This window comes from Streptomyces sp. HUAS TT11, assembly GCF_051553595.1.
Classification (GTDB): Bacteria; Actinomycetota; Actinomycetes; order Streptomycetales; family Streptomycetaceae; genus Streptomyces.
Genome location: NZ_CP196184.1, coordinates 5,686,048 through 5,706,625, shown reverse-complemented (window position 1 = coordinate 5,706,625; position 20,578 = coordinate 5,686,048). Strand labels below are relative to the sequence as shown.

19 protein-coding genes and 2 tRNA genes are annotated in these 20,578 nt (G+C 70.4%); 7 read left to right on the top strand and 14 right to left on the bottom strand.

The features are described from left to right. Positions 1–10 precede the first annotated feature (10 nt). From ehuA to ACSHXN_RS25525, 3 genes are all read left to right on the top strand, one after another. Positions 11–787, top strand: coding sequence for an ectoine/hydroxyectoine ABC transporter ATP-binding protein EhuA (gene ehuA, locus ACSHXN_RS25535; protein WP_355129226.1), 777 nt, complete (start codon positions 11–13; stop codon positions 785–787). A gap of 202 nt (positions 788–989) precedes the next feature. Beyond that, the gene (locus ACSHXN_RS25530; RefSeq protein WP_356291691.1) at positions 990–1,748 is read left to right on the top strand and encodes an IclR family transcriptional regulator; all 759 of its coding nucleotides are present in this window, start codon (positions 990–992) and stop codon (positions 1,746–1,748) included. A 78-nt stretch (positions 1,749–1,826) separates the two neighbouring features. Continuing rightward, positions 1,827–1,900 (top strand) — tRNA-Lys (locus ACSHXN_RS25525). 43 nt (positions 1,901–1,943) lie between these two features. Here the strand turns inward: ACSHXN_RS25525 and ACSHXN_RS25520 are convergent. The 5 genes from ACSHXN_RS25520 to ACSHXN_RS25500 form a co-directional block, all read right to left on the bottom strand. Next, positions 1,944–3,638 carry an AMP-binding protein gene (locus tag ACSHXN_RS25520; RefSeq protein ID WP_438303767.1) on the bottom strand — a complete coding sequence of 565 codons (1,695 nt, stop codon included), beginning with the start codon at positions 3,636–3,638 and terminating at the stop codon, positions 1,944–1,946. 69 nt (positions 3,639–3,707) lie between these two features. Next, complete coding sequence (locus ACSHXN_RS25515; protein ID WP_356109677.1) at positions 3,708–4,175, bottom strand: DUF3592 domain-containing protein; 468 nt, start codon at positions 4,173–4,175, stop codon at positions 3,708–3,710. Between the two features lie 132 nt (positions 4,176–4,307). Continuing rightward, positions 4,308–4,931 (bottom strand): lytic polysaccharide monooxygenase auxiliary activity family 9 protein, encoded by a 624-nt coding sequence (locus ACSHXN_RS25510; protein WP_355129218.1) that lies wholly within the window; start codon positions 4,929–4,931, stop codon positions 4,308–4,310. A gap of 118 nt (positions 4,932–5,049) precedes the next feature. Beyond that, positions 5,050–6,195, bottom strand: coding sequence for an SPFH domain-containing protein (locus tag ACSHXN_RS25505; protein WP_355129216.1), 1,146 nt, complete (start codon positions 6,193–6,195; stop codon positions 5,050–5,052). A 92-nt stretch (positions 6,196–6,287) separates the two neighbouring features. Further along, complete coding sequence (locus ACSHXN_RS25500; protein ID WP_355797908.1) at positions 6,288–7,463, bottom strand: peptidoglycan-binding protein; 1,176 nt, start codon at positions 7,461–7,463, stop codon at positions 6,288–6,290. A gap of 224 nt (positions 7,464–7,687) precedes the next feature. On the opposite strand from ACSHXN_RS25500, the gene ACSHXN_RS25495 reads away from it, so the two are divergent. The 4 genes from ACSHXN_RS25495 to ACSHXN_RS25480 all read left to right on the top strand — a co-directional run bounded on the left by ACSHXN_RS25495 (position 7,688) and on the right by ACSHXN_RS25480 (position 12,745). Then, a tRNA-Lys gene (locus tag ACSHXN_RS25495) sits at positions 7,688–7,761 on the top strand. 91 nt (positions 7,762–7,852) lie between these two features. After that, positions 7,853–8,563 (top strand): FadR/GntR family transcriptional regulator, encoded by a 711-nt coding sequence (locus ACSHXN_RS25490; protein WP_355129212.1) that lies wholly within the window; start codon positions 7,853–7,855, stop codon positions 8,561–8,563. Between the two features lie 304 nt (positions 8,564–8,867). After that, the gene (locus tag ACSHXN_RS25485) at positions 8,868–10,811 is read left to right on the top strand and encodes a glycosyltransferase family 2 protein (protein ID WP_438303766.1); all 1,944 of its coding nucleotides are present in this window, start codon (positions 8,868–8,870) and stop codon (positions 10,809–10,811) included. Next, a complete protein-coding gene (locus ACSHXN_RS25480; RefSeq protein WP_355129208.1) occupies positions 10,808–12,745 on the top strand; it encodes a kelch motif-containing protein in 1,938 nt (645 codons plus the stop codon). Before ACSHXN_RS25485 ends, ACSHXN_RS25480 begins: the two co-directional genes overlap by 4 nt. A gap of 61 nt (positions 12,746–12,806) precedes the next feature. Here ACSHXN_RS25480 and ACSHXN_RS25475 read toward each other — a convergent pair whose 3' ends face one another. The 9 genes from ACSHXN_RS25475 to ACSHXN_RS25435 all read right to left on the bottom strand — a co-directional run bounded on the left by ACSHXN_RS25475 (position 12,807) and on the right by ACSHXN_RS25435 (position 20,577). Next, positions 12,807–13,826, bottom strand: coding sequence for a glycoside hydrolase family 6 protein (locus ACSHXN_RS25475; protein WP_355129206.1), 1,020 nt, complete (start codon positions 13,824–13,826; stop codon positions 12,807–12,809). Positions 13,827–13,942: 116 nt separating this feature from the next. Continuing rightward, a complete protein-coding gene (locus ACSHXN_RS25470) occupies positions 13,943–14,608 on the bottom strand; it encodes a class F sortase (protein ID WP_438303764.1) in 666 nt (221 codons plus the stop codon). A gap of 3 nt (positions 14,609–14,611) precedes the next feature. Beyond that, the gene (locus ACSHXN_RS25465; RefSeq protein ID WP_355129202.1) at positions 14,612–15,175 is read right to left on the bottom strand and encodes a hypothetical protein; all 564 of its coding nucleotides are present in this window, start codon (positions 15,173–15,175) and stop codon (positions 14,612–14,614) included. 129 nt (positions 15,176–15,304) lie between these two features. Continuing rightward, a complete protein-coding gene (locus tag ACSHXN_RS25460; RefSeq protein WP_355129200.1) occupies positions 15,305–16,084 on the bottom strand; it encodes an HAD-IIA family hydrolase in 780 nt (259 codons plus the stop codon). Positions 16,085–16,132: 48 nt separating this feature from the next. Beyond that, positions 16,133–17,194, bottom strand: coding sequence for a 2-aminoethylphosphonate ABC transporter substrate-binding protein (locus ACSHXN_RS25455; RefSeq protein ID WP_438303763.1), 1,062 nt, complete (start codon positions 17,192–17,194; stop codon positions 16,133–16,135). 49 nt (positions 17,195–17,243) lie between these two features. Then, positions 17,244–18,041 (bottom strand): ABC transporter permease, encoded by a 798-nt coding sequence (locus ACSHXN_RS25450; protein WP_438303762.1) that lies wholly within the window; start codon positions 18,039–18,041, stop codon positions 17,244–17,246. Beyond that, positions 18,028–18,846 (bottom strand): 2-aminoethylphosphonate ABC transporter permease subunit, encoded by an 819-nt coding sequence (locus tag ACSHXN_RS25445; protein WP_356291701.1) that lies wholly within the window; start codon positions 18,844–18,846, stop codon positions 18,028–18,030. The genes ACSHXN_RS25450 and ACSHXN_RS25445 overlap by 14 nt, the downstream gene beginning before the upstream one ends. After that, complete coding sequence (locus ACSHXN_RS25440; RefSeq protein WP_355129193.1) at positions 18,839–19,888, bottom strand: ABC transporter ATP-binding protein; 1,050 nt, start codon at positions 19,886–19,888, stop codon at positions 18,839–18,841. The genes ACSHXN_RS25445 and ACSHXN_RS25440 overlap by 8 nt, the downstream gene beginning before the upstream one ends. Beyond that, positions 19,885–20,577 carry an HAD family hydrolase gene (locus ACSHXN_RS25435; RefSeq protein WP_355129191.1) on the bottom strand — a complete coding sequence of 231 codons (693 nt, stop codon included), beginning with the start codon at positions 20,575–20,577 and terminating at the stop codon, positions 19,885–19,887. The genes ACSHXN_RS25440 and ACSHXN_RS25435 overlap by 4 nt, the downstream gene beginning before the upstream one ends. Position 20,578 lies beyond the last annotated feature (1 nt).

Sequence of the window (20,578 nt, the reverse complement as noted above, 5' to 3'; positions counted from 1 at the left end):
CACCCCTCTCATGAAAGAACCCGACGCCCACGCCGACCCGCAGAGGGCCACCGGCGAGCTGATCCGGCTGGACAAGGTCACCAAGCGCTTCGGCGACCACACGGTGCTCGACCGGCTCGACTTCACGGTCGACGCGGGCAAGCACGTCACCCTGATCGGCCCGTCGGGCTCCGGCAAGACCACGATCCTGCGGATGCTGATGACCCTGACGAAGCCCGACGAGGGCACGATCACGGTCGCCGGGCAGCAGCTCTTCCCGGCCGGCGAGAAGCAGGTCCGCGAGATCCGCAAGAGCATCGGCATGGTCTTCCAGCAGTTCAATCTGTTCCCGAACATGAAGGTGCTGCGGAACATCACCGAGGCGCCGGTCACCGTCCTCGGCATGTCGAAGGACGAGGCCGAGCAGCGGGCACGCGAATTGCTCGACCTGGTCGGACTCGGCGAGCACCTCGACAAGTACCCGAGCCAGCTCTCGGGCGGGCAGCAGCAGCGGGTGGCGATAGCCCGGGCCCTGGCGATGCGCCCCCAGGTGCTGCTGCTCGACGAGGTGACGTCCGCGCTCGACCCGGAACTGGTCGCCGGTGTGCTCGACGTCCTCCGCGACATCGCTCACACCACGGACATCACCATGCTCTGTGTGACCCACGAGATGAACTTCGCCCGGGACATCTCCGACCGGGTCCTGATGTTCGATTCCGGCCAGGTCATCGAGGCGGGCGCGCCGGAGAAGATCTTCAGCGAGCCGGAGCAGCCGCGAACGCGGGAATTCCTCAGCGCGGTGCTGTGACGTCGGGAAGCCGATCGCGGCACCGCCCGGCACGGGCGGTCGGTTCATGACCATGGCATATGCCAGCGTGATGGGCCCCTGCTGAGGGGGCCGAATCACGCCACGGAGTTCGTCAACTCCCACTCCCCGGCGCGGGCTTGAGCCGTATCGTGGAGGCAGCGAAGCTGTCCCGAGTACGGCCCGAAAAGCGCAGGGGGAGTCCGTGGCGCTGACTCATGAGCCGACCGCTCCGTACCACTCGGCCCAGGACGCACTGCGTGTCCTCGAGACGGTGGCGGGGCGCGCCTCCGGCGTCACCGACGCCGAGCTCGCCCGCCGGACCGGTCTCGGCACCCACCGGCTGACCTCGCTCCTGCGGATGCTGCACCGGGAGGGGTACGTCGAGCAGACCGCCGACGGCGCGTACGTCACCGGTGCCGTCCTGAGCCGTCTCGGCTCCGCCCACGACCGCGAGCAGGCACTGCGCGAGAAGCTCCAGCACACGCTCGACGATCTGCGCGAGTCGGTGGGCGCCGCGATCTACATGAGCCGCTACGTCGACGGCGAGGTGCTCGTCACCCAGTGCGCCGAGAGTCCCGCGACACCCGCGGTGCACGAGTGGGTGGACTTCCGCTCCTCGGCCCATGCCAGCGCGGTCGGCAAGAGCCTGCTCGGTCAGCTGGACGTCAACGGCCGCCGGGACCACCTCGCCCGGCACAAGATGGCCCGGCTCACCTCGCGGACGATCACCAGCGAGAAGCTGCTGCTGTCCCGCCTCGACGCCCATCCGCCGACGGTCCCGGTCCTCGATCTGCAGGAGTACGCGGTGGGCACGGTCTGCGCCGCCGTCCCGATCACCGCGGGCAGCGCGGTCGGCTGTCTGGCCCTGTCCCTGCCGGTGGAGCACGCACACCGGCTGCGGCAGGCGGCGGACCGCCTGAACAAGGGGGCGGCCCCGGTTCTGCTGTCGCTCGCGATCTGAGGGTGGTCACGAGCACCGCTGCGGACCAGGTAGTATTTCTTTTGTCGCCGGACACGAAAGTGAAACGCGACAGAGTCTGCGCCGCTAGCTCAGTTGGTTAGAGCAGCTGACTCTTAATCAGCGGGTCCGGGGTTCGAGTCCCTGGCGGCGCACGGACGAGAGGCTCCTCGCGAAAGCGAGGGGCCTCTTCTCGTGTCACGGGAGCCGATCCCCTGCCGCGGGCCGCACGACGGCCGGCGGCAGCAGCTCCTCCCTCTCCCGGGCCCGGTACTCCGCCACGAACCCGGCCACGTCCTCATCGGTGAGGCGCCGGTAGGCGGACTCCCCCGGTGGCCTCCACCACACCGGATCCGCGCACCGGAATGCCTCCCGTCGCAGCCCCACCCGGTGGATCTTGTTGGTGGCCGTGACCGGCATCACGTCCACCACCCGCACGAAGCGGGGCGCCGTCTTCGTCCCCAGATCCGGCTGGGCGGCCAGAAACGCGGCGAAGCCGTCCGGATCGAAGGACCCGGCGTGCTCCAGCGCCATCGCCGCCATCACCTGGTCCCCCGCCACCGGGTCCGGCACCGCGTACACCGCCACGGAGCGCACGCCCCGGTACCGGGACAGGATGCCCTCGATCGTCGCGGCGGCCAGGTTCTCGCTGTCGACGCGGAGCCGGTCGTCGGTACGGCCGGCGAAGTACAGGAACCCGTCGGCGTCCCGGTAGAAGAGGTCACCTGTCCAGTACCAGCCCTCGCGGCGGCGTGCGGCGTCCGCGGCCGGGTTGCGCCAGTACCCCTCGAAGTGATGGGGCCCGCGGTTGACCAGTTCCCCGATGGCCTCGTCGCCGTTCAACAGCCGGCCGTTCCCGGTGAAGACCGCGGGCGGGCACTCCTCGCGGGTGACGGGGTCGACGACGGCGAGGTCGTCGCCCGGCGCAGCCCTGCCGATCGCACCGGCCGGGGTCCCCGCCGTCCGCTGCACGGCGGCTCCGCCCTCCGACGAGCCGTAGCCCTCCATGAGCCGCACCCCGAAGCGCCGCTCGAAGGCGGCGGCGTCGACAGCGCCCGCCTCCGTGCCGAAGCCCAGCCGCAGGGGGTTGTCCCGGTCGTCGGGCCGCTCCTTCGTCGCCAGGACGTAACTCACGGCGCGTCCGACGTAGGTGAAGTACGTGGCCCCGCAGGCACGCACGTCGTCCAGGAACCCCGAGGCCGAGAAGCGGCGCCTGAGCGCGATCGCGGCGCCCGAGACGAGCGCCGGTGCCCAGTCCGCGATGACCGCGTTGCCGTGGAACATCGGCATGCAGATGTAGTGGACGTCGTCGGCACCCAGCCCGAAGTGGCGGACCAGGGAGCGGCCTGCTGCCGCGAGCCGCCCCTGGGTGCAGATCGCGGCCTTCGGCGCTCCGGTGGAACCGGAGGTGAAGTACAGCAGGAGGCGGTCGGCGGGGGTGGCCCGCGAGACGTCCGGCGCGGCCCCCGCGTACCCGGCGAGGAGGTCCGCGCAGGCGTCGGTGTCGGTCACCAGCAGCCGGACGCCCGGCAGGTCGAGCCCGTCCAGCAGGGGGAGGAAGGCCCGTTCGGTGACCAGGACGCGGCACTCGGTGTGCAGTATGTCGCGCGCCGACTCCGCCCCTGCGCGGGTGGGGTTGATCCCGGCGACGGCCGCACCGGCGAGGGCCGCCGCGCTCAGCCAGAGCGGGTACTCGGGCGTGTTGTGGAGCAGCACCCCGAGGTGCGGCGTGTCTCCCGGCGCGAGCAGATCGGCGAACAGCGCCGCCCTGGCCGCGGCCCCCGCGGTCACCTCGTGCCGGGTGAGCGACCGCCCCTCGAACCACAGTCCCGTCCGGTGGTCGTTCCACCCCTGCGCGACCAGTTCCGCGACGGTACCCCTCGTGGACTCCATGGGCGCGCAGATTAGCTGACGAAGCGTCAGACAGGGAGACCCGTGGAACCGGCCGGGAGCGCGGCCGCCCTACGGCATGCCCGTGAACGGGTCGTCCGCGGCGAAGGCCTCGGCGTAGGTCACCATGAAACCGACACAGAACGCGACGATCACCGAGAGGAACACCAGCACGCCCACGGCGCCCGCCAGGGCCCTGCCCCGGCTCGGGGTGTACGCCGTGGCGCGTTCGGGGTGAGCGGCCGTGTAGTGGACCGGGACGATGTCGCCCTCGACCGTGGTCCGCGGGCCGCCCGCCTCCTCGAAGCGCACGGTGCGGCCCTCACGGGTCGCGAACTCGTACACATGGTGCAGCGTGGTGCTCACGGAGGTCTCGCCGCCCCCGCCGGTCGTCGTGTACGTCCGCAGGCAGCGTGCCTCGGCGGTCAGACCGCTGTTCCAGTTGCTGCGCAACCGCAGCGAGCGACGGACCACCGCGACCGCCTGGACCAGTGCCCCCGTCATGATCAGGCCGGGCACCGCGTAGAACAAGTAGTCCATGACTCCCCCGAGTTGAGTACGACTCCACGCACGCCGTCATGGTCATGGCGACGACGTGCGTGGAACGTACCCGCGCGGGGCGCCGGTGCTCCTCAAGGAAGGCTCAGAAAGCGAGCCGGGAGGCGGGACCGGTCAGAACGTGACGTCGGCGCACGAGTAGAACGCGTTGGCGGTGTCCGCGATCGTCCACACCCCGAGGATGACGTGGTGCCCGCTCAGCCCGGTCGGCAGCGTGCCGGCATGGCTGAGCGTGGACGGCGGACGCTGACCGTTGTACGGGACCGTCAGGAACGGGGTGGTGTTGAGATCGGCCCGGGTCAGGGCGTGGTTCTGGTTCCAGCCCTGCTTGGTGACGTAGTACTTGAAGTCGGTCGTCGAGTGCGAGGCGGTGAACTGCCAGCGGAAGCTGTAGCTCTGCCCGCCCGTCACCCTGGTCGTCGGCCAGGCAGTGCCCGAGGGCGTCCTGGGCTGGTCGAGTGCGCCGAAGTTGGTGTGGTTGGCCGAACAGATCTGCCCGTCGCCGGGCCCCGCGGCCGGGAAGCCCTTGGGGCCCTCGACACTCTGCGGCTCCCACTGGATGTCGCCGCAGCCGGAGACGATGCCGCCGTTCGCGGCGCACATCTTCTGCCGGCTGAGCGGCTGGTCGGTGTAACCGTGGGCGCTGGCACCGCCCGTGGAGAGCACGAACGTGCCCGCGGTGGCGAGGCCGAGCACGGCCGCGTACCACTTCGCCTTCCTGGTCGTACGGATGCGCATGCTGCCGCTCCTGGAGGATGTGGGGAGTTCCTTGAGCCGTGCGCGCAGCGTTCAGGTCTAGACCAAGCCCCACGGTATTACCGGGAGTTGAACATGTCCATACCAATTCAACTCCCTTTCACGCCCCGTCACCCGTGCGGCCCGTGTAGAACGCCACCGTCAGGTCCTTCACCAGCGCCTTGCGCTCGTAGTCGTCGAGTTCGACCAGGCCTCGTGTGGTCAGCCGGATCACCGTGTCCTCCACCGAGTCCACGAGCGAGCTGAGCACCGTGTCGCGGTGCTCGGCGTCGAGCGCGGCGATACGGCGGCGCTGCATCCGCGCCGCGACCTCGGGGGCGTACTCGATCCGGGTCGGCTGCACCGCGAAGACCTCGAGGCCGACCGGCTCCGCTTCCGCGGCCACCAACCGGCTGAGCGCGTCACCGACCGCCTCGACGTTGCGCAGGCTCACGACCGCCGTCGTCCCTGGCAGGTCGGCCGGCACCTGGGGCAGTACCCGCGCCAGCGCGGACTCGACGCACTCCCGCAGATAGATCTCGTGGTCGTCGATGCCGAGCACGGCCCGCGCGGTGTCGCTGACCCGCCAGGTCACCAGCACCACCACTTGCAGCGCGAGCCCGTTGGCGTCGACCGCGGCCATCGGCTCGCTGCGCCAGTGCCGCAGCCGTACGTCGGCCCGCCGGCGCAGCACCAGCGGGTTGACCCACATCAGCCCGGTGCGACGGATGGTGCCCCGGTAGCGCCCGAACACACTGAGCACCCAGGCACCCCCGGTGTGCCCCCGCATGAGTCCGCCGAAGCCGACGAGGAAGAGCACACCCGCACCGATGTACGCCGCCACCTGCGGCAACCCCAGGCCCGTGGACGCCGACGGAGGCAGCTCCAGCAGGCGCACGGCGGACGGCGACACAAAGCCCGCCCACCACGAGATCACCCCGCTGCCGACCGCTCCGGTGAGCCCCACCAGCACGCCCAGCAGACCGGGCAGCACCCGGGCGGGCCGCTCGACGAGTTGGGGGTCGACGTCGGGGGGCTGACGGCGCGGCGGAGTGGGCGGACGCACCCGCGGCTGTTCACCGGTGCCGAGCCGCCGCCCCACCACCGAGGGGGAGACGGTCGGCTCGCCGATGTCGGAGTCCTCCCGGAACAGCAGGTGGACGGGGATGTCGGTGGTCGACTCGCTCTGGATGAGCCGGGCGGGAGGGGTGTCGGCCTCCTCCGGCGCCCCCTCGGGCTCCGGGTTCTGCGGTGTCTTCGTGGTCATGCGTGCCTCCATGCCTCCGCGCCGGCAGTCGTCGTGCTCGGTGCGTCGGGTTACGGACCGGGGGAAGGAATCGGGAACATGCGGGAGAAGAGTCAGGAGAACAGGCGCCGCCAGGTCTCCGGCCCGGGAAAGCCGTCGGCCGCACCACCGCGCCAGCCCTGGGCGCGCTGGAACGCCTCCACGCTGCGCCGGTCCATCTCGCCCCAGCGCGGCCCGGGTCCTTCGGTGTAGTGCTTGCCGAACCCCTTCTCGATCAGCCGGCGACCCAGCCGGGTGATGTGCGGGTTGTCCGCGCCCGGACGGAACATGCCCGGGCCCGGAAAGTCGGGCGTGCCGTCCGGGAGGACGGATCGCGATCCGACGGCCAGGGCGGAACCGGCCGCGGCCACGCCCCCGCCGTTCTTCTGCGTCAGGGGCCAGGCCGAGGAACCGGGCAGCGCGACGGCGCCCGAACCGGCGGCGGCGCCGCCCGAATAGCCGGGCAGGCCCGGAACACCGGCGGTCGCCGACGGCTGCTCGTCCGCGCTCTCCACACCGGCCTTGCTGTCGCTCAGGTTCTTGTAGCGGTAGGGAACATAACGGCTGGAATTGGTCCAGTACGCGTACGGGGTGGCCAGCTTCCGCGCCCTCGGCGGGGTCTCCTCGTAGGCCGTGTACCTCTTGTGCGTGGAGTCCGTCCAGCCGCCGAAGATGACGACGTGTGAGCCGCGCTCCGGGTTGGCCGCGTTGTGGAACAGCAGGATGTCGCCGGGCTGCAGCTGCTCCTTGGAGATCCGGACACCGAACTTGTCCAGGCTGCCCGTCCATTCGTTGCTGCCGAGGTTCCAGGCCATCGACACGTATCCCGAGCAGTCCTGCCGGTAACCGTCCGACCAGTAGTCGTCCATGCTGTACGGGACCTTGGCCGCGACCCACACCTTGGCCCGGTTGATGATCTGGGCACGGGTCGTCGCGGGGGCCAGCGCGGGGGCCGACGCCCCGGCACTGCCGTGCAGTGGAGCCGTCCGGCCCTGTGGGGTGTCCGGCGGCTGGTCACCCCTCGGGACACTCGGGCGGAGCGGAGCCTGGGCGGCGGCGGCCACGGGCATCGCCTGGCCCGCGGCGAGGGTCGCGCCGGCGACAGCGGCCAGCGCGACGGCCTTACGGGCCGTCAGACGGCCGGTACGTCCGGAGCGGGAGGAGGCGGAGACGGCACGGCGCCAGTGGACGCAGCCCGCACACGCGCAGCCGGCCCTGGGGGCGAATTCCTCGAACTCCGGAGTCTCCATGCGACGCCCTTCACACTCCCTGTCCACACCCGGAATGATATGTCCTGTTTTCTGCATGTACGTCACTTTCCCCAACTGTGTACCGGAATCGCGTGGTGACGGCCCGAATGATGTACGTGTGCCGTTCCTCCGGGGGTACGAGGCGCCGCCGGACGGGCGCGGCCATGCGGCCTCCGCGGCCGGGAGCGCCCTCAGGTGTCGGGTAAAGTTCTCCCGGTCGACAGGCGCCGCTAGCTCAGTTGGTTAGAGCAGCTGACTCTTAATCAGCGGGTCCGGGGTTCGAGTCCCTGGCGGCGCACGACCGGGAATGCCTCTCGCGCGAGCGGGGGGCCTTTCTGTGTCCGCGCGCACCCGGGGGTCCGCGCCGACCGGCCGGACACCCTCTGGCCATGGCGCGCGACCTGCAGGAGCGGATCAAGAAGCTCATCATCGAGCGTCGGCTGCCCCCGGGCGCCGTGCTGCCGACCGAGCCCGAACCGATGGCACTGCTCGGCGCCGGCCGGAACTCCGTGCGCGAGGCCCTCAAGGCACTCCAGGCGATGGGCATCGTCGAGATCCGGCACGGCTTCGGAACCCATGTCGGCCCGATGCCCCTGGCCCCCATGGCCGAGGGCCTCGCCTTCCGTACGGTCGCCGGGCACCACCGCGGCGAGGACAGCCTGCCGGAGCTTCTCGAACTGCGCGAGGCGGTGGAGACGGGGCCGGTCTCCCGCCTGGCGGGCCGACTGCCGGAGCGGGACCTCGCCGAACCGGACGGGCTCGTCGACCGCATGAAGGAGGAGGCCGCACGGGGAGCCGGCCTCGCGGAGACCGACCGCGCCTTTCACGCCACGCTCTACCGAGGGCTGGGAAACGTACTCCTGAGCGAAGCACTGGAAGCGTTCTGGGACGCGTTCCACCGCGTCCGCACCGACCTGGCCGAGGCGCCCCAGGACCCGAAGGTCACCCGCCGGCAGCACCGGGAGATCGTCGACGCCGTGCGGTCCGGTGATGCCGTGCGAGCGGAGGCGGCCATAAGGCACCACTTCCTCAACATCCGTACACGGGTGACCTCAACTGCCCCACTGGATTCCAACAAGCGCCCCATTGAGTCGGTATGAGCGGTAAACACCGCGTTTCGCTCTTGCGATCATGCCGGAAGCCATAGAACCCTGGGCTCCAAGGGACTGCCGATGTACGGCAGTTGGGGGTAATTGGCCGGTTGTGCCGCTCGGGGAGGGTGGCCCGGCCCAGGGGATGCCGAGGGGGGCGTTCACACAGGCGGGAGGTCGCGTTCCCGTGTCCGCAGCGTGCAGGTGACGCGGTGGCGGCGACCAGTCACTGACGCCCGTCATGGTCGAGGGGGACCGGACGCGGGCGAAACAACCACACAGCCACGCAGCCGTGCGTGCGGGGGGATGACTCATGACGTCGACGCCGACGGGCGCCCGGCAGAACTTCGGCCCGTCAGAAACGACCCGGTCGAGGCTGCCGTCACACCGGACGGGGCACACCGGCACCGACCATCGGGGCCGGAGGACACTGCCGAGATACGACTACGAACACTACAGCCGGCTCGCGGGACCACTGACCCACCCGGACCCGTCCAAGCCGTACAAGGTCCGCTACCGCTCACTGCTCTCCCAGGAGCCGCACCGTCTCCGTGCCGCCCTGATGCTGGGCGCGGCGCCCTTGCTGTCACTGCTCCTGCTGGCCTGGCTGCTCCAGCCCAAGCACTGGACCGAGCGCCAGTACCCGGCCTACGACTTCCTGCCCGCCCTCGACGTGGTGATGCTCGTCTCGATCGGCCTGATCGAGTTCTTCCGCTGCATGACCGTGCTGTCGAACGCGCACGCCACGCTGGTCGCCCGCGACCCGATCCCGGTGGTGCCGGAGACCGGTACGAGAGTCGCCTTCCTCACCACGTACGTCCCCGGCAAGGAACCCCTGTCGATGGTGACGAGGACCCTGGAGGCGGCGGTACGACTGCGCCACCGGGGGCTTGTGCACATATGGCTCCTCGACGAGGGCGACGATCCCGAGGTGAAGGCGGTCTGTGAGCGTCTGGGCGTGCACCACTTCACCCGCAAGGGCGTCCCCGAGTGGAACCGGCCCAAGGGCCCGCACCGCGCCCGGACCAAGCACGGCAACTACAACGCCTGGCTCCAGGCGCACGGCGACGCCTACGACTTCTTCGCCTCCGTCGACACCGACCACGTTCCGCTGCCCAACTACCTGGAGCGGATGCTGGGCTTCTTCCGCGACCCGGACGTGGGCTTCGTCATCGGCCCGCAGGTGTACGGCAACTACGACACCTTCGTCACCAAGGCCGCCGAGTCGCAGCAGTTCCTCTTCCACGCCCTGATCCAGCGGGCCGGCAACCGCTACGGCTCCCCGATGTTCGTCGGCACGTCCAACGCCGTACGGATCTCGGCGCTCAAGCAGATCGGCGGCCTGTACGACTCGATCACCGAGGACATGGCGACCGGCTTCGAGATCCACCGCCACCGGAACCCGGCCACCGGGCGGAAGTGGAGGTCGGTCTACACCCCCGACGTGCTCGCCATCGGTGAGGGCCCCGGCGCCTGGACGGACTTCTTCACCCAGCAGCTGCGCTGGTCCCGGGGCACGTACGAGACGATCCTCAAGCAGTACTGGAAGGGCTTCTTCTCACTGCCGCCCGGCAAGCTCTTCAACTACACGATGATGATCGTCTTCTATCCGATGTCGGCCCTCAACTGGATCCTCGCGGCGCTGAGTTGCGCGCTGTTCATGGGCCTGGGCGCCTCCGGTGTGAACATCGACCCGACCGTGTGGCTGATGCTGTACGGCAATGCGTCGGCGCTGCAGATCGGCCTGTACGTCTGGAACCGCCGGCACAACGTCTCGCCGCACGAACCGGAAGGCTCAGGAGGCGTGGCCGGCATGGTGATGTCCGCGCTGTCCGCACCGGTCTACGCCCGCTCGCTGCTGGACGCGGTGCTGCGCCGCAAGAGCCGGTTCGTGGTGACCCCCAAGGGCGATTCGACGAGTCCCGACACGCTTTTCGGGACCTTCCGGATCCATCTGTTCTTCATCCTGGTCTTCGGCGGCTCGATCGCCGCCGGCTTCGCCCTCGGCCACTCCCACCCCGCGATGCTCGTCTGGGCCTCGATCGCCCTGCTGATCACGGCGTCCCCGGTCTTCGTGTGGCGCTGGACCCTGCGTCAGGAGCAGCGGAAGCGGATGACCGCCGAGGAGCCGCAGGACACCCCGGTGACTCCCGGGCAGCCCGCCGGGGACCGTGCGCCGGCGCCGCGCGCCTCGTGGAGCGGCCACTCGGGCCCTGACCAGACCATGCAGATCGCTCTCGGGGGACACAAGAAATGAATGACCCGGCCGGTCACCGTCGTGTCCGTCGTCTCGCGATCGGCACGGCGGTGGTCATCGCACTGGGCGGAATGAACGGACCGTGGCTGTACCGCTTCGGGTCGGAGCGGTACCACGACTACACGATCAACAAGCCCGAGTACAAAGCCCGCAACGGCCACTGGCAGATCGTCGAGTTCCCCGAGGAGTACCGGCAGGACACCATCCACGCCGTGCTGCTGCACACGGGAAAGGTGCTGCTGATCGCCGGCTCGGGCAACAACCAGGACAACTTCGACAAGAAGCAGTTCGACAGCCGTCTCTGGGACCCCGTGAAGGGCACGATCAAGAAGGTGCCGACGCCGAACGACCTGTTCTGCACCGGTCACACGCAGCTGGCGGACGGCAGGATCCTGATCGCGGGCGGCACCAAGCGCTACGAGAAGCTGAAGGGGGACGTCACCAAGGCCGGCGGCCTGATGATCGTGCACAACGAGAATCCGGACAAGCCGATCACGCTGCCCGCGGGCACCACGTTCACCGGCAAGGCGAACGGCAGGACCTTCCTCTCCAAGGACCCCGTCCTGGTGCCGCGGGCGAAGAAGGTCTTCGACAAGAAGACCGGCCGCTTCCTGCGCAACGACCCGGGGCTCGGCCGTATCTACGTCGAGGCGCGGAAGAGCGGCTCCCGGTACGAGACCGGCACCCAGGACAACTACCGCGTCCAGGGCCTGACCGGCTCCGACGCGCGCAACACCTACGGCATCGCGCAGAAGCTCGGCCTCGACAAGAAGGACTTCCAGGGCATCAGGGACGCCTACGAGTTCGATCCGGTCGCCGAGAAGTACATCAAGGTCGACCCGATGAAGGAGGCCCGCTGGTACCCCACGCTGACCACCCTGAGCGACGGCAGGGTCCTCAGCGTCTCCGGGCTCGACGACATCGGACAGCTCGTCCCCGGCAAGAACGAGGTCTTCGACCCGAAGACCGGCAAGTGGACGTACACCTCGAGGATCCGCCAGTTCCCGACCTACCCCGCACTCTTCCTCATGGAGAACGGCAAGCTCTTCTACTCGGGTTCGAACGCGGGCTACGGCCCGGACGACGTGGGCCGTGACCCCGGCGTCTGGGATGTGGACACCAACCGCTTCACCGAACTGCCCGGGCTGAGCGACCCCGGGATGATGGAGACGTCCGGCACCGTACTGCTGCCGCCGGCCCAGGACGAGAAGTACATGGTCATCGGCGGCGGCGGGGTGGGCGAGTCCGAGCTGTCCACCAACAGGACACGGCTGATCGACCTCAAGTCGGCCGCCCCCCGCTTCGTCGACGGACCGGCTCTGGAGAAGGGCACCCGCTATCCGCAGTCCTCGGTCCTGCCCGACGACACCGTGCTGGTGTCGGGCGGCTCGCAGGACTACCGGGGCCGCGGCGAGTCGAACATCCTCCAGGCGCGGATCTACCACCCGGACGGCAACACGTTCCAGCGGGTGGCCGATCCGCTGGTGGGCCGCAACTACCACTCGGGCTCGATCCTGCTGCCCGACGGCCGCGTGATGTTCTTCGGCTCGGACTCGCTCTACGGCGACAAGGCCGACACCAAGCCCGGCGTCTTCGAACAGCGCATCGAGATCTACACGCCGCCGTATCTGTACCGCGACGCCCGGCCCTCCCTGTCGGGCGGACCGCAGACCATCGCACGCGGGGCGTCGGGGACCTTCACCTCGCAGCACGCCCCGACGATCAGGAAGGTCCGGCTGATCAGGCCCAGCGCGTCCACACATGTCACGGACGTGGACCAGCGCTCGATCGCGCTGGACTTCACGACGTCCGGGGACAGGATCACGGTCACGGTCCCGAAGAACCGCAACCTCGTCCAGTCGGGCTGGTACATGCTGTTCGCCGACGACGACCAGGGGACGCCGTCGACCGCGCAGTGGGTCAAGGTGCCGTAGCCGCCCGTGCTCGGGGGCGCCCTGCGTCCGGCGGAGGGCGCCCCCGGTCCTGCCGGGGCGGCTACGTGCCGCCGTCGGTGAGGTCGAGCGCGTAGGACGGCCACCACTGCCCGGCCTTCGGGCCGCCCTTGCACGTGCCGTCCGACTCGCCCGGACGCTTCACCCACAGGTACGCGTCCACCAGCGGGTCCGCCGTGTCGGTCGTCGGGGCCTCGCCCAGGGCGCGGCCCGGCGGATTGCACCACCGCTCCTGCGGATCCCCGCCCGTGTAGGGACCGTTGCCGTTGCGGCTGGTGTCGATCACGAACCGCTTGCCGCCGAGCTTCGCCGACAGCTGCTTGCCGTACCCGGTCGAGTCCTGCGTCGAGTAGAAGTTGGAGACGTTCACCGCAAAGCCGTCCGCCTGCTCGACACCCGCCTGCTGCAGGGGCTCGAAGATCTGGTCGGCGTGCTGCCAGCCCGCGTTGCCCGCGTCCAGGTACACCTTGGCGTTCTTCAGCGCCTTGAGTGTGGCGATCGCCCCCTTGAGCAGGTCGTACCGCTCCTCGTGGAACTCGGCCGGGGTGCAGCCGTCCACCATGTGCAGCACGGCGTCCGGCTCCAGGACCACCATCGCCCGCCGGTCCCCGATCCCGCGGGCCACGCCGTCGATCCACGCCCGGTACGCGTCGCCGTCGGCCGCGCCTCCCTGCGAGAACTGGCCGCAGTCGCGGTGTGGGATGTTGTAGAGGACCAGGAGTGCCGTCCGGTCCGCCCTCGCCGCGGCCTCGGTGAACCCCCGCGCCTCCTGCGCCGGGTTCTCCGGACCGATCCACTCCCCCGTCGGCTGCTCGGCGATCCTTCTGATCCGGTCCGCCTCGGCCGCCCTGCCCGCCTTCTCGTACGCGCTGACCTGACGGGCCGCGTTCCCTTCCGGGTTGACCCAGAACGGGTCCGAAGCCTTCGGCTGCTGGGTGGCGGTCCCGCTCGGACGCTCTGTGCGGTCCTCCCCGTCCCCGGCGGAGGAACACCCGGCCAGCAGCAGCGCGGCCCCCACCGCCGCCGCGGCGGCCCGCGGCCCCCCACCCCTCGTCCCGTACATCCAACTCCCCCTTGGGTGTACCACTTTGGGCGTTCCGCCTTACCCCCCAATCCTGACATACCCCTCGCGTCCCGCCCACGAGATCGGGCGGCTGTTGTCGGCGGGCTGTGACCGCGTCACCGGCCCACGCCCGTCAGATACGCCGACACCACCACGTTCGCCGAGTAGGTGTGGCTCGCCCGGTCGTAGCTCCCACCACAGGTGATCAGCCGGAGCTCGGCCCGTCCCGGCTCCCTCGGGCCGTATGCCTGCCGGGCGTCGAAGGCCTCGCGGGCAAGGACCTTGACGTCCTCCACGGTGAACCGGGCGACCCGGCCGTCGTCACGGGCCACGCGCACCACCGCGCCCGGCCGCAGACCGCTCAGCCGGTAGAACACCGCCGGTTTGCTCTCGGTGTCCACATGCCCGACGAACAACGCGGTCCCGGCGGCCCCCGGTGCCACTCCCGCCCGGTACCAGCCGACCACGCCCGGCTGGTCGTAGGGCGGCGGATCCACCGCTCCCTGCCCGTCCAGGCCACGCGGCACGACCGGCGCCTGCACCCCCAGAGCGGGGATGTCGACGCGCAGTGGTACCGCCTGACTCAACGGTGTGACGGCGGACGGCAGTTCGGGCTGCGGGGGACGTCCGACGGCGGCCATGTCGCCGGTCATGGGCGCGGAGCTCCCCTGACGTACGCCGGTGATCTCACTCCCCCACTGCCACAGCCCGAGCAGCAGGACCACCCAGGCGAGACCCATCAGCAGTCGTCCGGTGCCGCAGGATCGTTCGTGTCTGGACATGCTTCACTCCGTGTCGCGACTGCGGCGGACACCCCGGGCGACGACCGCGGCGAATGCGACGCCCGCAAGAAGGAGGCCGAAGACCGCATGCCAGGTGCCGGGTGCCGCGACCCGGGCGTCCGAGGGGGAGGCGTTCGAGGTGCCACCGCCGCCCGCCTGGACCGGCGCGGTGGGCGAGGAGGGCGCTGACGGGGTGGCCGTGGTGGTGGGGAGCGCCTGGGCGCTCACGCTCGGGGAGGCCGAGGCGGCCGGCGGCGGGGACGCCGACGGCCCGGCCACGGTGATCACACCCTTGATCTCCTGGCCGTCGCAGTCGACGGTGACGGCGTGACTGCCCGCGGTCGACGAGGAGCGGATGCGGGTGTCGCCGGTCAGCGTGCCGTCCTCACCGACGAGCCGCGTGTCCGCGACGAAGGCGTCGGACACCGCGGTGCCCGACGTACCGGGACAGCCCCGCACGGACAGCCGGACGTCGGTGCCGGGCGTGGGGGCCGCAGGGGTCAGCGAGACACCCTGCTCGTCCGCCGCGTACGCCGTGGGCGCGAGGACGGCTGCGACGGCGGCCACCGCACAGAGAGTGAGCCGTAGTGAGCCCATCGTGAACCTCCCGATACCAGGAGGTTCTCTCGTCGGGCACTCGGGCGCATCCGGACGGGGGCCGCCACTACTCCGTTGGAGGGTCGGCCCCGGTGCCGGTCAGACGATGTCGACCAGGTCCGCGATGGAGTCCACGACGTGGGAGGGGCGGAAGGGGAACCTGTCGATCTGGTCCCGCGTGGTCAGTCCGGTGAGCACCAGGAAGGTCTGCATCCCGGCCTCCATACCGGCCAGCACGTCGGTGTCCATGCGGTCGCCGATCATCGCGCTGGTCTCGGAGTGCGCCCCGAGTGTGTTCAGCCCGGTCCGCATCATGAGCGGGTTCGGCTTGCCCGCGAAGTACGGCTTCTTGCCGCTCGCCTTGGTGATCAGCGCGGCGACCGCGCCGGTGGCGGGCAGCGGGCCCGCGGGCGAGGGGCCGGTCTCGTCGGGGTTGGTGCCGATGAACCGCGCCCCGTTCTTGATCAGCCGGACCGCCGTGGTCATGGCCTCGAAGGAGTAGGTGCGGGTCTCGCCGAGCACGACGTAGTCCGGATCCTGGTCGGTCAGGACGTAGCCGATGTCGTGCAGCGCCGTGGTCAGCCCGGCCTCCCCGATCACGTAGGCCGAGCCGCCGGGGCGCTGGTCGTCCAGGAACTGGGCGGTGGCCAGCGCCGAGGTCCAGATGTTCGCCACCGGTACCTCGAGACCCATTCGGGTGAGCCGGGCGTGCAGATCGCGCGGGGTGTAGATCGAGTTGTTGGTCAGGACCAGGAAGGGCTTGCCGGACTCACGCAGCTTTTTGAGGAACGCGTCGGCACCGGGGATCGGAACACCCTCGTGGATGAGCACACCGTCCATGTCGGTGAGCCACGACTCGATGGGCTTGCGCTCTGCCATCTGCGATCTCCTGCCGTACGTCTCGCTGCGTGAGTCCCAGCCTAGCGATCAGCTGTTCGTAGCGGATTTCCAGTCGTCGACGTAGGACTGAAGGTTCTTGTCGATGTCGGACCAGTCCGGCTCGAAGACCTCGACGCCGTCCATCAGCTTGGTGAGGGCGACGGCGTTGGCGTCGGTGGCCTTGACGTCCGTGCGGGCGCTGAAGCCGCCGCCGATCTCGCTGACCTGCTGCTGCGCCGTCCGGCCGAGCATGTAGTCGAGGAGCTTCTTGCCGTTCTCGCTGTGCGGGGCCTTGCCGATGAGGCCGGCCGCGTACGGCAGGGCGAAGGTGGTCGCCTTGCCGCCCTGAGCGGCCGGGAACCAGATGCCGAGGTTCGGCATGGACTTGGACTGGGCGAAGTTCATCTGGACGTCACCGTTGGCGACGAGGAGTTCGCCCTTGTCGACCTTGGGCGCGAGCTTGCCCGTGGAGGCCGACGGGCCGACGTTGTTGGCCTGGAGCTTCTTCAGGTAGTCGAGCGCCGCCTGCTTGCCGCCGAAGTCGTGCATCGCCTTGACCAGCACGGCGGTTCCGTCGCCTGCGACACCCGGGGTGGAGTACTGGAGCTTCTCCCTGTACCGGGTGTCGAGCAGTTCCTCCCAGGTGGTGGGGGCCTGCTTCAGCTCCTTCTTGTTGTAGACGAACCCGAAGTAGTTGTTGACGACGGAGGTCCAGGTGCCGTCCTGCGCCTTGTCGGCGCCGGAGACCTGGTCGGAGCCCTGGGGCGCGTACTTCGCCAGGAGTCCCTTGCCGTCGGCCTGCTGGATGAAGGGGGGCAGCGTGACGATCACGTCGGCCTGGGGGTTGCTCCGCTCGCGCAGGGCGCGCTGGACCACCTCGCCCGAGCCGCCCTCGACGTACTCGACCTTGATTCCGGTCTGCTTCTCGAAGTCCTTGAAGACGCGGTCGTACCAGCCGTCGCCGTTCTCGCCCTTGAGGCCGTCCGCGCTGTAGACGGTGACGGTCTTGGCGTCGGCGGCGGAGGAGTCGCCTCCGCAGGCGGTCAGGGATCCGGCGAGGACCAGGCTGCCGAGGACGGCGGCGATCGGCTTGGCGATGTTCGTGGGCATGGCGAGATGAACTCCTTGCGGGACAGGGTGATTCGGATGATCGGGTCGGTCAGCGGTAGGAGGCCCGGGTGCGGATACGGGCCACGGCGAACAGGACGAGCAGGGTGGCCGCCATGAGGACGACCGCGAGGGCCGATCCGGTGAACAGCGAGCCCCGGTCGGTGGCGGCGTAGATCTGTACCGGCAACGGCACCCAGTCGGGCGGGTAGAGCATCATCGTGGCGCTCAACTCGCCCATGGACAGGGCGAAGCAGAGGCCCGCGGCAGCTGTGAGGGACGGCAGCAGCAGTGGCAGCCGCACCCGCCACAGCACGTATGCGGGCCGGGCGCCGAGCGAGGCCGCGGCCTGCTCGTAGGCGGGGTCGAGGCGGAGTACGGCCGCGGAGACGGACTGGTGGGCGAAGGCCGTGACGAGCACGGTGTGGGCGAGGATCACGATCCACCGGGTGCCGTTGAGCAGCACGGGCGGCTGTGAGAAGGCGACGAGGACAGCGAGCCCGACCACGACCGAGGGCACGGCGACGGGCAGCACGAACAGGGTGTCCAGCACCCGGCGCAGGGGCCGGGGCAGCGCGTGCGCGCCGAGCGCGCCCCAGGTGCCCACGGCGAGCGCGAGCAGACTCGCGGTCACCGCGGTGACCAGGCTGGTGATCAGCGCCTGGAGCGACTCGCCACGGGTGGCTGCGGTGTAGTGGCCGGTGGTGAGACCGGAGGGCAGCACGCCCGACCAGTGCCCGGCGAACGAGGCCGCGAGGATGACGAGCAGGGGCAGGGCGAACAGGGGAAGGAAGAGGAGAAGGAAGAGAACCCACAGGGTCCACTTCCCGGCGCGGCTATGCACCAGCACGGCGGCTCACCACCCGGTAGAGGCAGTACAGGCCCACGGAGACGAGGACGTTGACGACGGCGACCACACAGGCGCCCGGGTAGTCGGACTCCAGGATCGCCTTGCTGTAGACGAGCATCGGCAGGGTGGTGACGCCCTTGGCGCCGGTGAACAGCACGATGCCGAACTCGTTCAGGCACAGCACCAGGACGAGGCCCCCGCCGGCGGCGAGCGCGGGCAGCGCCTCCGGCAGGATCACCCGCCCCACGATCCGCCCGGGCCGCGCGCCGAGCGACGCGGCGACCTCCACCTGCGCGGTGTCGAGCTGCGAGAAGGCGGCCAGCAGGGGGCGCATCACGAAGGGCGTGAAGTAGGTGACCTCCGCGAGGAGGACGCCCCAGGGAGTGGTGAGGAACCGGAAGGGTCCGGACGCCGCACCGGTCACCTCGGTCCACAGTCCGTTGGCCATGCCCACGGTGCCGTACAGGAAGAGGAGGGCGAGCGTGATGAGGAAGGAGGGGAAGGACAGGAACACGTCGACGAACCGTGCGACGGCCTTCGCGCCGGGGAACGGGACGAAGGCGATGACCAGCGCCAGGAAGAACCCGAGGACCAGGCAGCAGGCGGTGGCGGCGAGCGCCAGCCAGACCGTGGTCCACAGGGCCTCGCGGAACGCGACGGAGCCGAGGACGTCGGCGTAGGGCTCGAGGGAGGTGCCGCCGGTGTCGGGCTGGAAGGACTGGCGGACGACGAGGACCAGCGGATAGAGGAACGCGGCGGCGAGCAGGACCGCGGGAGGCAGCGCCCAGGTCAGGCGCCTAGTCACGGCTGACCTCCGCGGCCAGCAGCACCGCGTCCTCGGGGGCGAAGTGCATCTCCACCGCCTCGCCGGGCGCCGGCGGGCGCTTCAGTTCGCGCACGTCGGCCATGACCCGGTGACCGCCCACGTCCACGTACAGACGGTGGGTGGCGCCGCGCCACTGGATCTCGCCCACGACTCCGGCCAGCCGGTTGGGGCCGGGTCCGAGCCCGACGAGGTGCGGCCTGACGCACAGGGTCGCCGTGGCACCCTTCGCCGCCCCCTGCGTGTCCACCTGCAACTCGACCCCGTCGAAGGCGACGCCCGTCGACCCGACGGTCACCGGCAGCAGGTTCGCGTTGCCCACGAAGGACGCCGTGAACTCGGTGCGCGGCGCCCGGTACAGCTCGCGGGGCGTGCCGACGTCCTGCAACCGGGCCCGGTCCATCACCGCGATGCGGTCGGCCAGCGTCAGCGCCTCGACCTGGTCGTGCGTGACGTACAGGATCGTCACGCCCGGCAACTCCCGGTGCAGGCACGCCAGTTCGGCCAGCATGCCGGAGCGCAGCCGGGCGTCCAGGGCGGACAGCGGCTCGTCGAGGAGGAGCACGCCGGGGCGTACGGCGAGCGCCCGGGCGATGGCGACCCGCTGCTGCTGGCCGCCGGACAGCTCGCGCGGATAGCGGCGCCCGTACTCCCCCATCCCGGTCATCTCCAGCGCCTCGGCGACCCGTGCGGGGATCTCCTTCCGGGGCACCTTCTGCGCCCTGAGGCCGAACGCGACGTTGTCCGCCACCCGCATGTGCGGAAAGAGCGCGTACTGCTGGACGACCATCCCGATGCCGCGCCGGTGGGGCGGCAGGCCGGTGACGTCCCGGCCGCCGAGGAACACCCGCCCCGAAGCCGGGCGCACGAACCCGGCGACGGCCCGCAGCGCGGTCGTCTTCCCGGATCCGGACGGGCCGAGCAGTGCCATCACCTCGCCCGGTTCGACGGTGAGGTCGAGCCCGTCGAGCACGGTGGTCCCGTCGTACGCGACCGACACCCGGTCGAAGCGAATGCCGGTCATTCCTCCTCGTCCCCCCTCAGCAGGGAGGGGAGCCCGGTCACGGAGGCGAGCACATGGGTGGCCCCGGCGGCGCGCAGCGCATCGCGGTGGTGGGCACCGGTGAGTACCCCGGCCGCCAGGCCCGCCCCGGCCCGGACACCGCTGAGCATGTCGTACGAGGTGTCACCGGCCACCGCGATCTGCCGCACGTCCTCGGCCGCCCCGGTGCGCAGGAAGGCCTCGAGCACCATGTCGGGATACGGCCGCCCGCGGCCTCCCGCGTCGGCCGGGCACAGGGTGAGCGGGACCAGCCCCCGCCACCCGAGGGCGTCGAGGATCGCGTCCTGGGTGACGCGGGCGAATCCGGTGGTGAGCACGACGGCCCGCCCGTCGGCCACCAGTTCCTCGACGGCGGCGCGGGCGCCCGGGATCTCGTGGACGTGGCCGCCGTCGACCAGTTCGCCGTAGGCCTTCTCGAAGGCCGAGTTGGCCCGGCGGGCGAGCGCTTCCTCGCCGAACAGGTGGCGGAAGACGGAGATCTTGGACTCGCCCATGGTGGCCCGTACGTAGGCCACCTTCTCCGCGTGGTCGGCGGAGCCGGGCTGCACGCCCAGCTCGGCGGCGGCAGCGGCGAAGGCCTGTTCGACGAGTCCGCCGTCGGCGACGGTGGTGCCGGCCATGTCCAGGACGACAAGACGTATGTCGGTCATG

What these genes read in the sequence shown, in the direction of transcription:
- ACSHXN_RS25485 (WP_438303766.1), top strand. Translation starts at nt 8,868, where the DNA reads ATGACGTCGACGCCGACGGGCGCCCGGCAGAACTTCGGCCCGTCAGAA.
- ACSHXN_RS25475 (WP_355129206.1), bottom strand. Translation starts at nt 13,826, where the DNA reads ATGTACGGGACGAGGGGTGGGGGGCCGCGGGCCGCCGCGGCGGCGGTG.
- ACSHXN_RS25440 (WP_355129193.1), bottom strand. Translation starts at nt 19,888, where the DNA reads ATGACCGGCATTCGCTTCGACCGGGTGTCGGTCGCGTACGACGGGACC.
- ACSHXN_RS25460 (WP_355129200.1), bottom strand. Translation starts at nt 16,084, where the DNA reads ATGGCAGAGCGCAAGCCCATCGAGTCGTGGCTCACCGACATGGACGGT.
- ACSHXN_RS25490 (WP_355129212.1), top strand. Translation starts at nt 7,853, where the DNA reads ATGGCGCGCGACCTGCAGGAGCGGATCAAGAAGCTCATCATCGAGCGT.
- ACSHXN_RS25500 (WP_355797908.1), bottom strand. Translation starts at nt 7,463, where the DNA reads ATGGAGACTCCGGAGTTCGAGGAATTCGCCCCCAGGGCCGGCTGCGCG.
- ACSHXN_RS25480 (WP_355129208.1), top strand. Translation starts at nt 10,808, where the DNA reads ATGAATGACCCGGCCGGTCACCGTCGTGTCCGTCGTCTCGCGATCGGC.
- ACSHXN_RS25510 (WP_355129218.1), bottom strand. Translation starts at nt 4,931, where the DNA reads ATGCGCATCCGTACGACCAGGAAGGCGAAGTGGTACGCGGCCGTGCTC.
- ACSHXN_RS25515 (WP_356109677.1), bottom strand. Translation starts at nt 4,175, where the DNA reads ATGGACTACTTGTTCTACGCGGTGCCCGGCCTGATCATGACGGGGGCA.
- ACSHXN_RS25455 (WP_438303763.1), bottom strand. Translation starts at nt 17,194, where the DNA reads ATGCCCACGAACATCGCCAAGCCGATCGCCGCCGTCCTCGGCAGCCTG.
- ehuA (WP_355129226.1), top strand. Translation starts at nt 11, where the DNA reads ATGAAAGAACCCGACGCCCACGCCGACCCGCAGAGGGCCACCGGCGAG.
- ACSHXN_RS25520 (WP_438303767.1), bottom strand. Translation starts at nt 3,638, where the DNA reads ATGGAGTCCACGAGGGGTACCGTCGCGGAACTGGTCGCGCAGGGGTGG.
- ACSHXN_RS25470 (WP_438303764.1), bottom strand. Translation starts at nt 14,608, where the DNA reads ATGTCCAGACACGAACGATCCTGCGGCACCGGACGACTGCTGATGGGT.
- ACSHXN_RS25435 (WP_355129191.1), bottom strand. Translation starts at nt 20,577, where the DNA reads ATGACCGACATACGTCTTGTCGTCCTGGACATGGCCGGCACCACCGTC.
- ACSHXN_RS25505 (WP_355129216.1), bottom strand. Translation starts at nt 6,195, where the DNA reads ATGACCACGAAGACACCGCAGAACCCGGAGCCCGAGGGGGCGCCGGAG.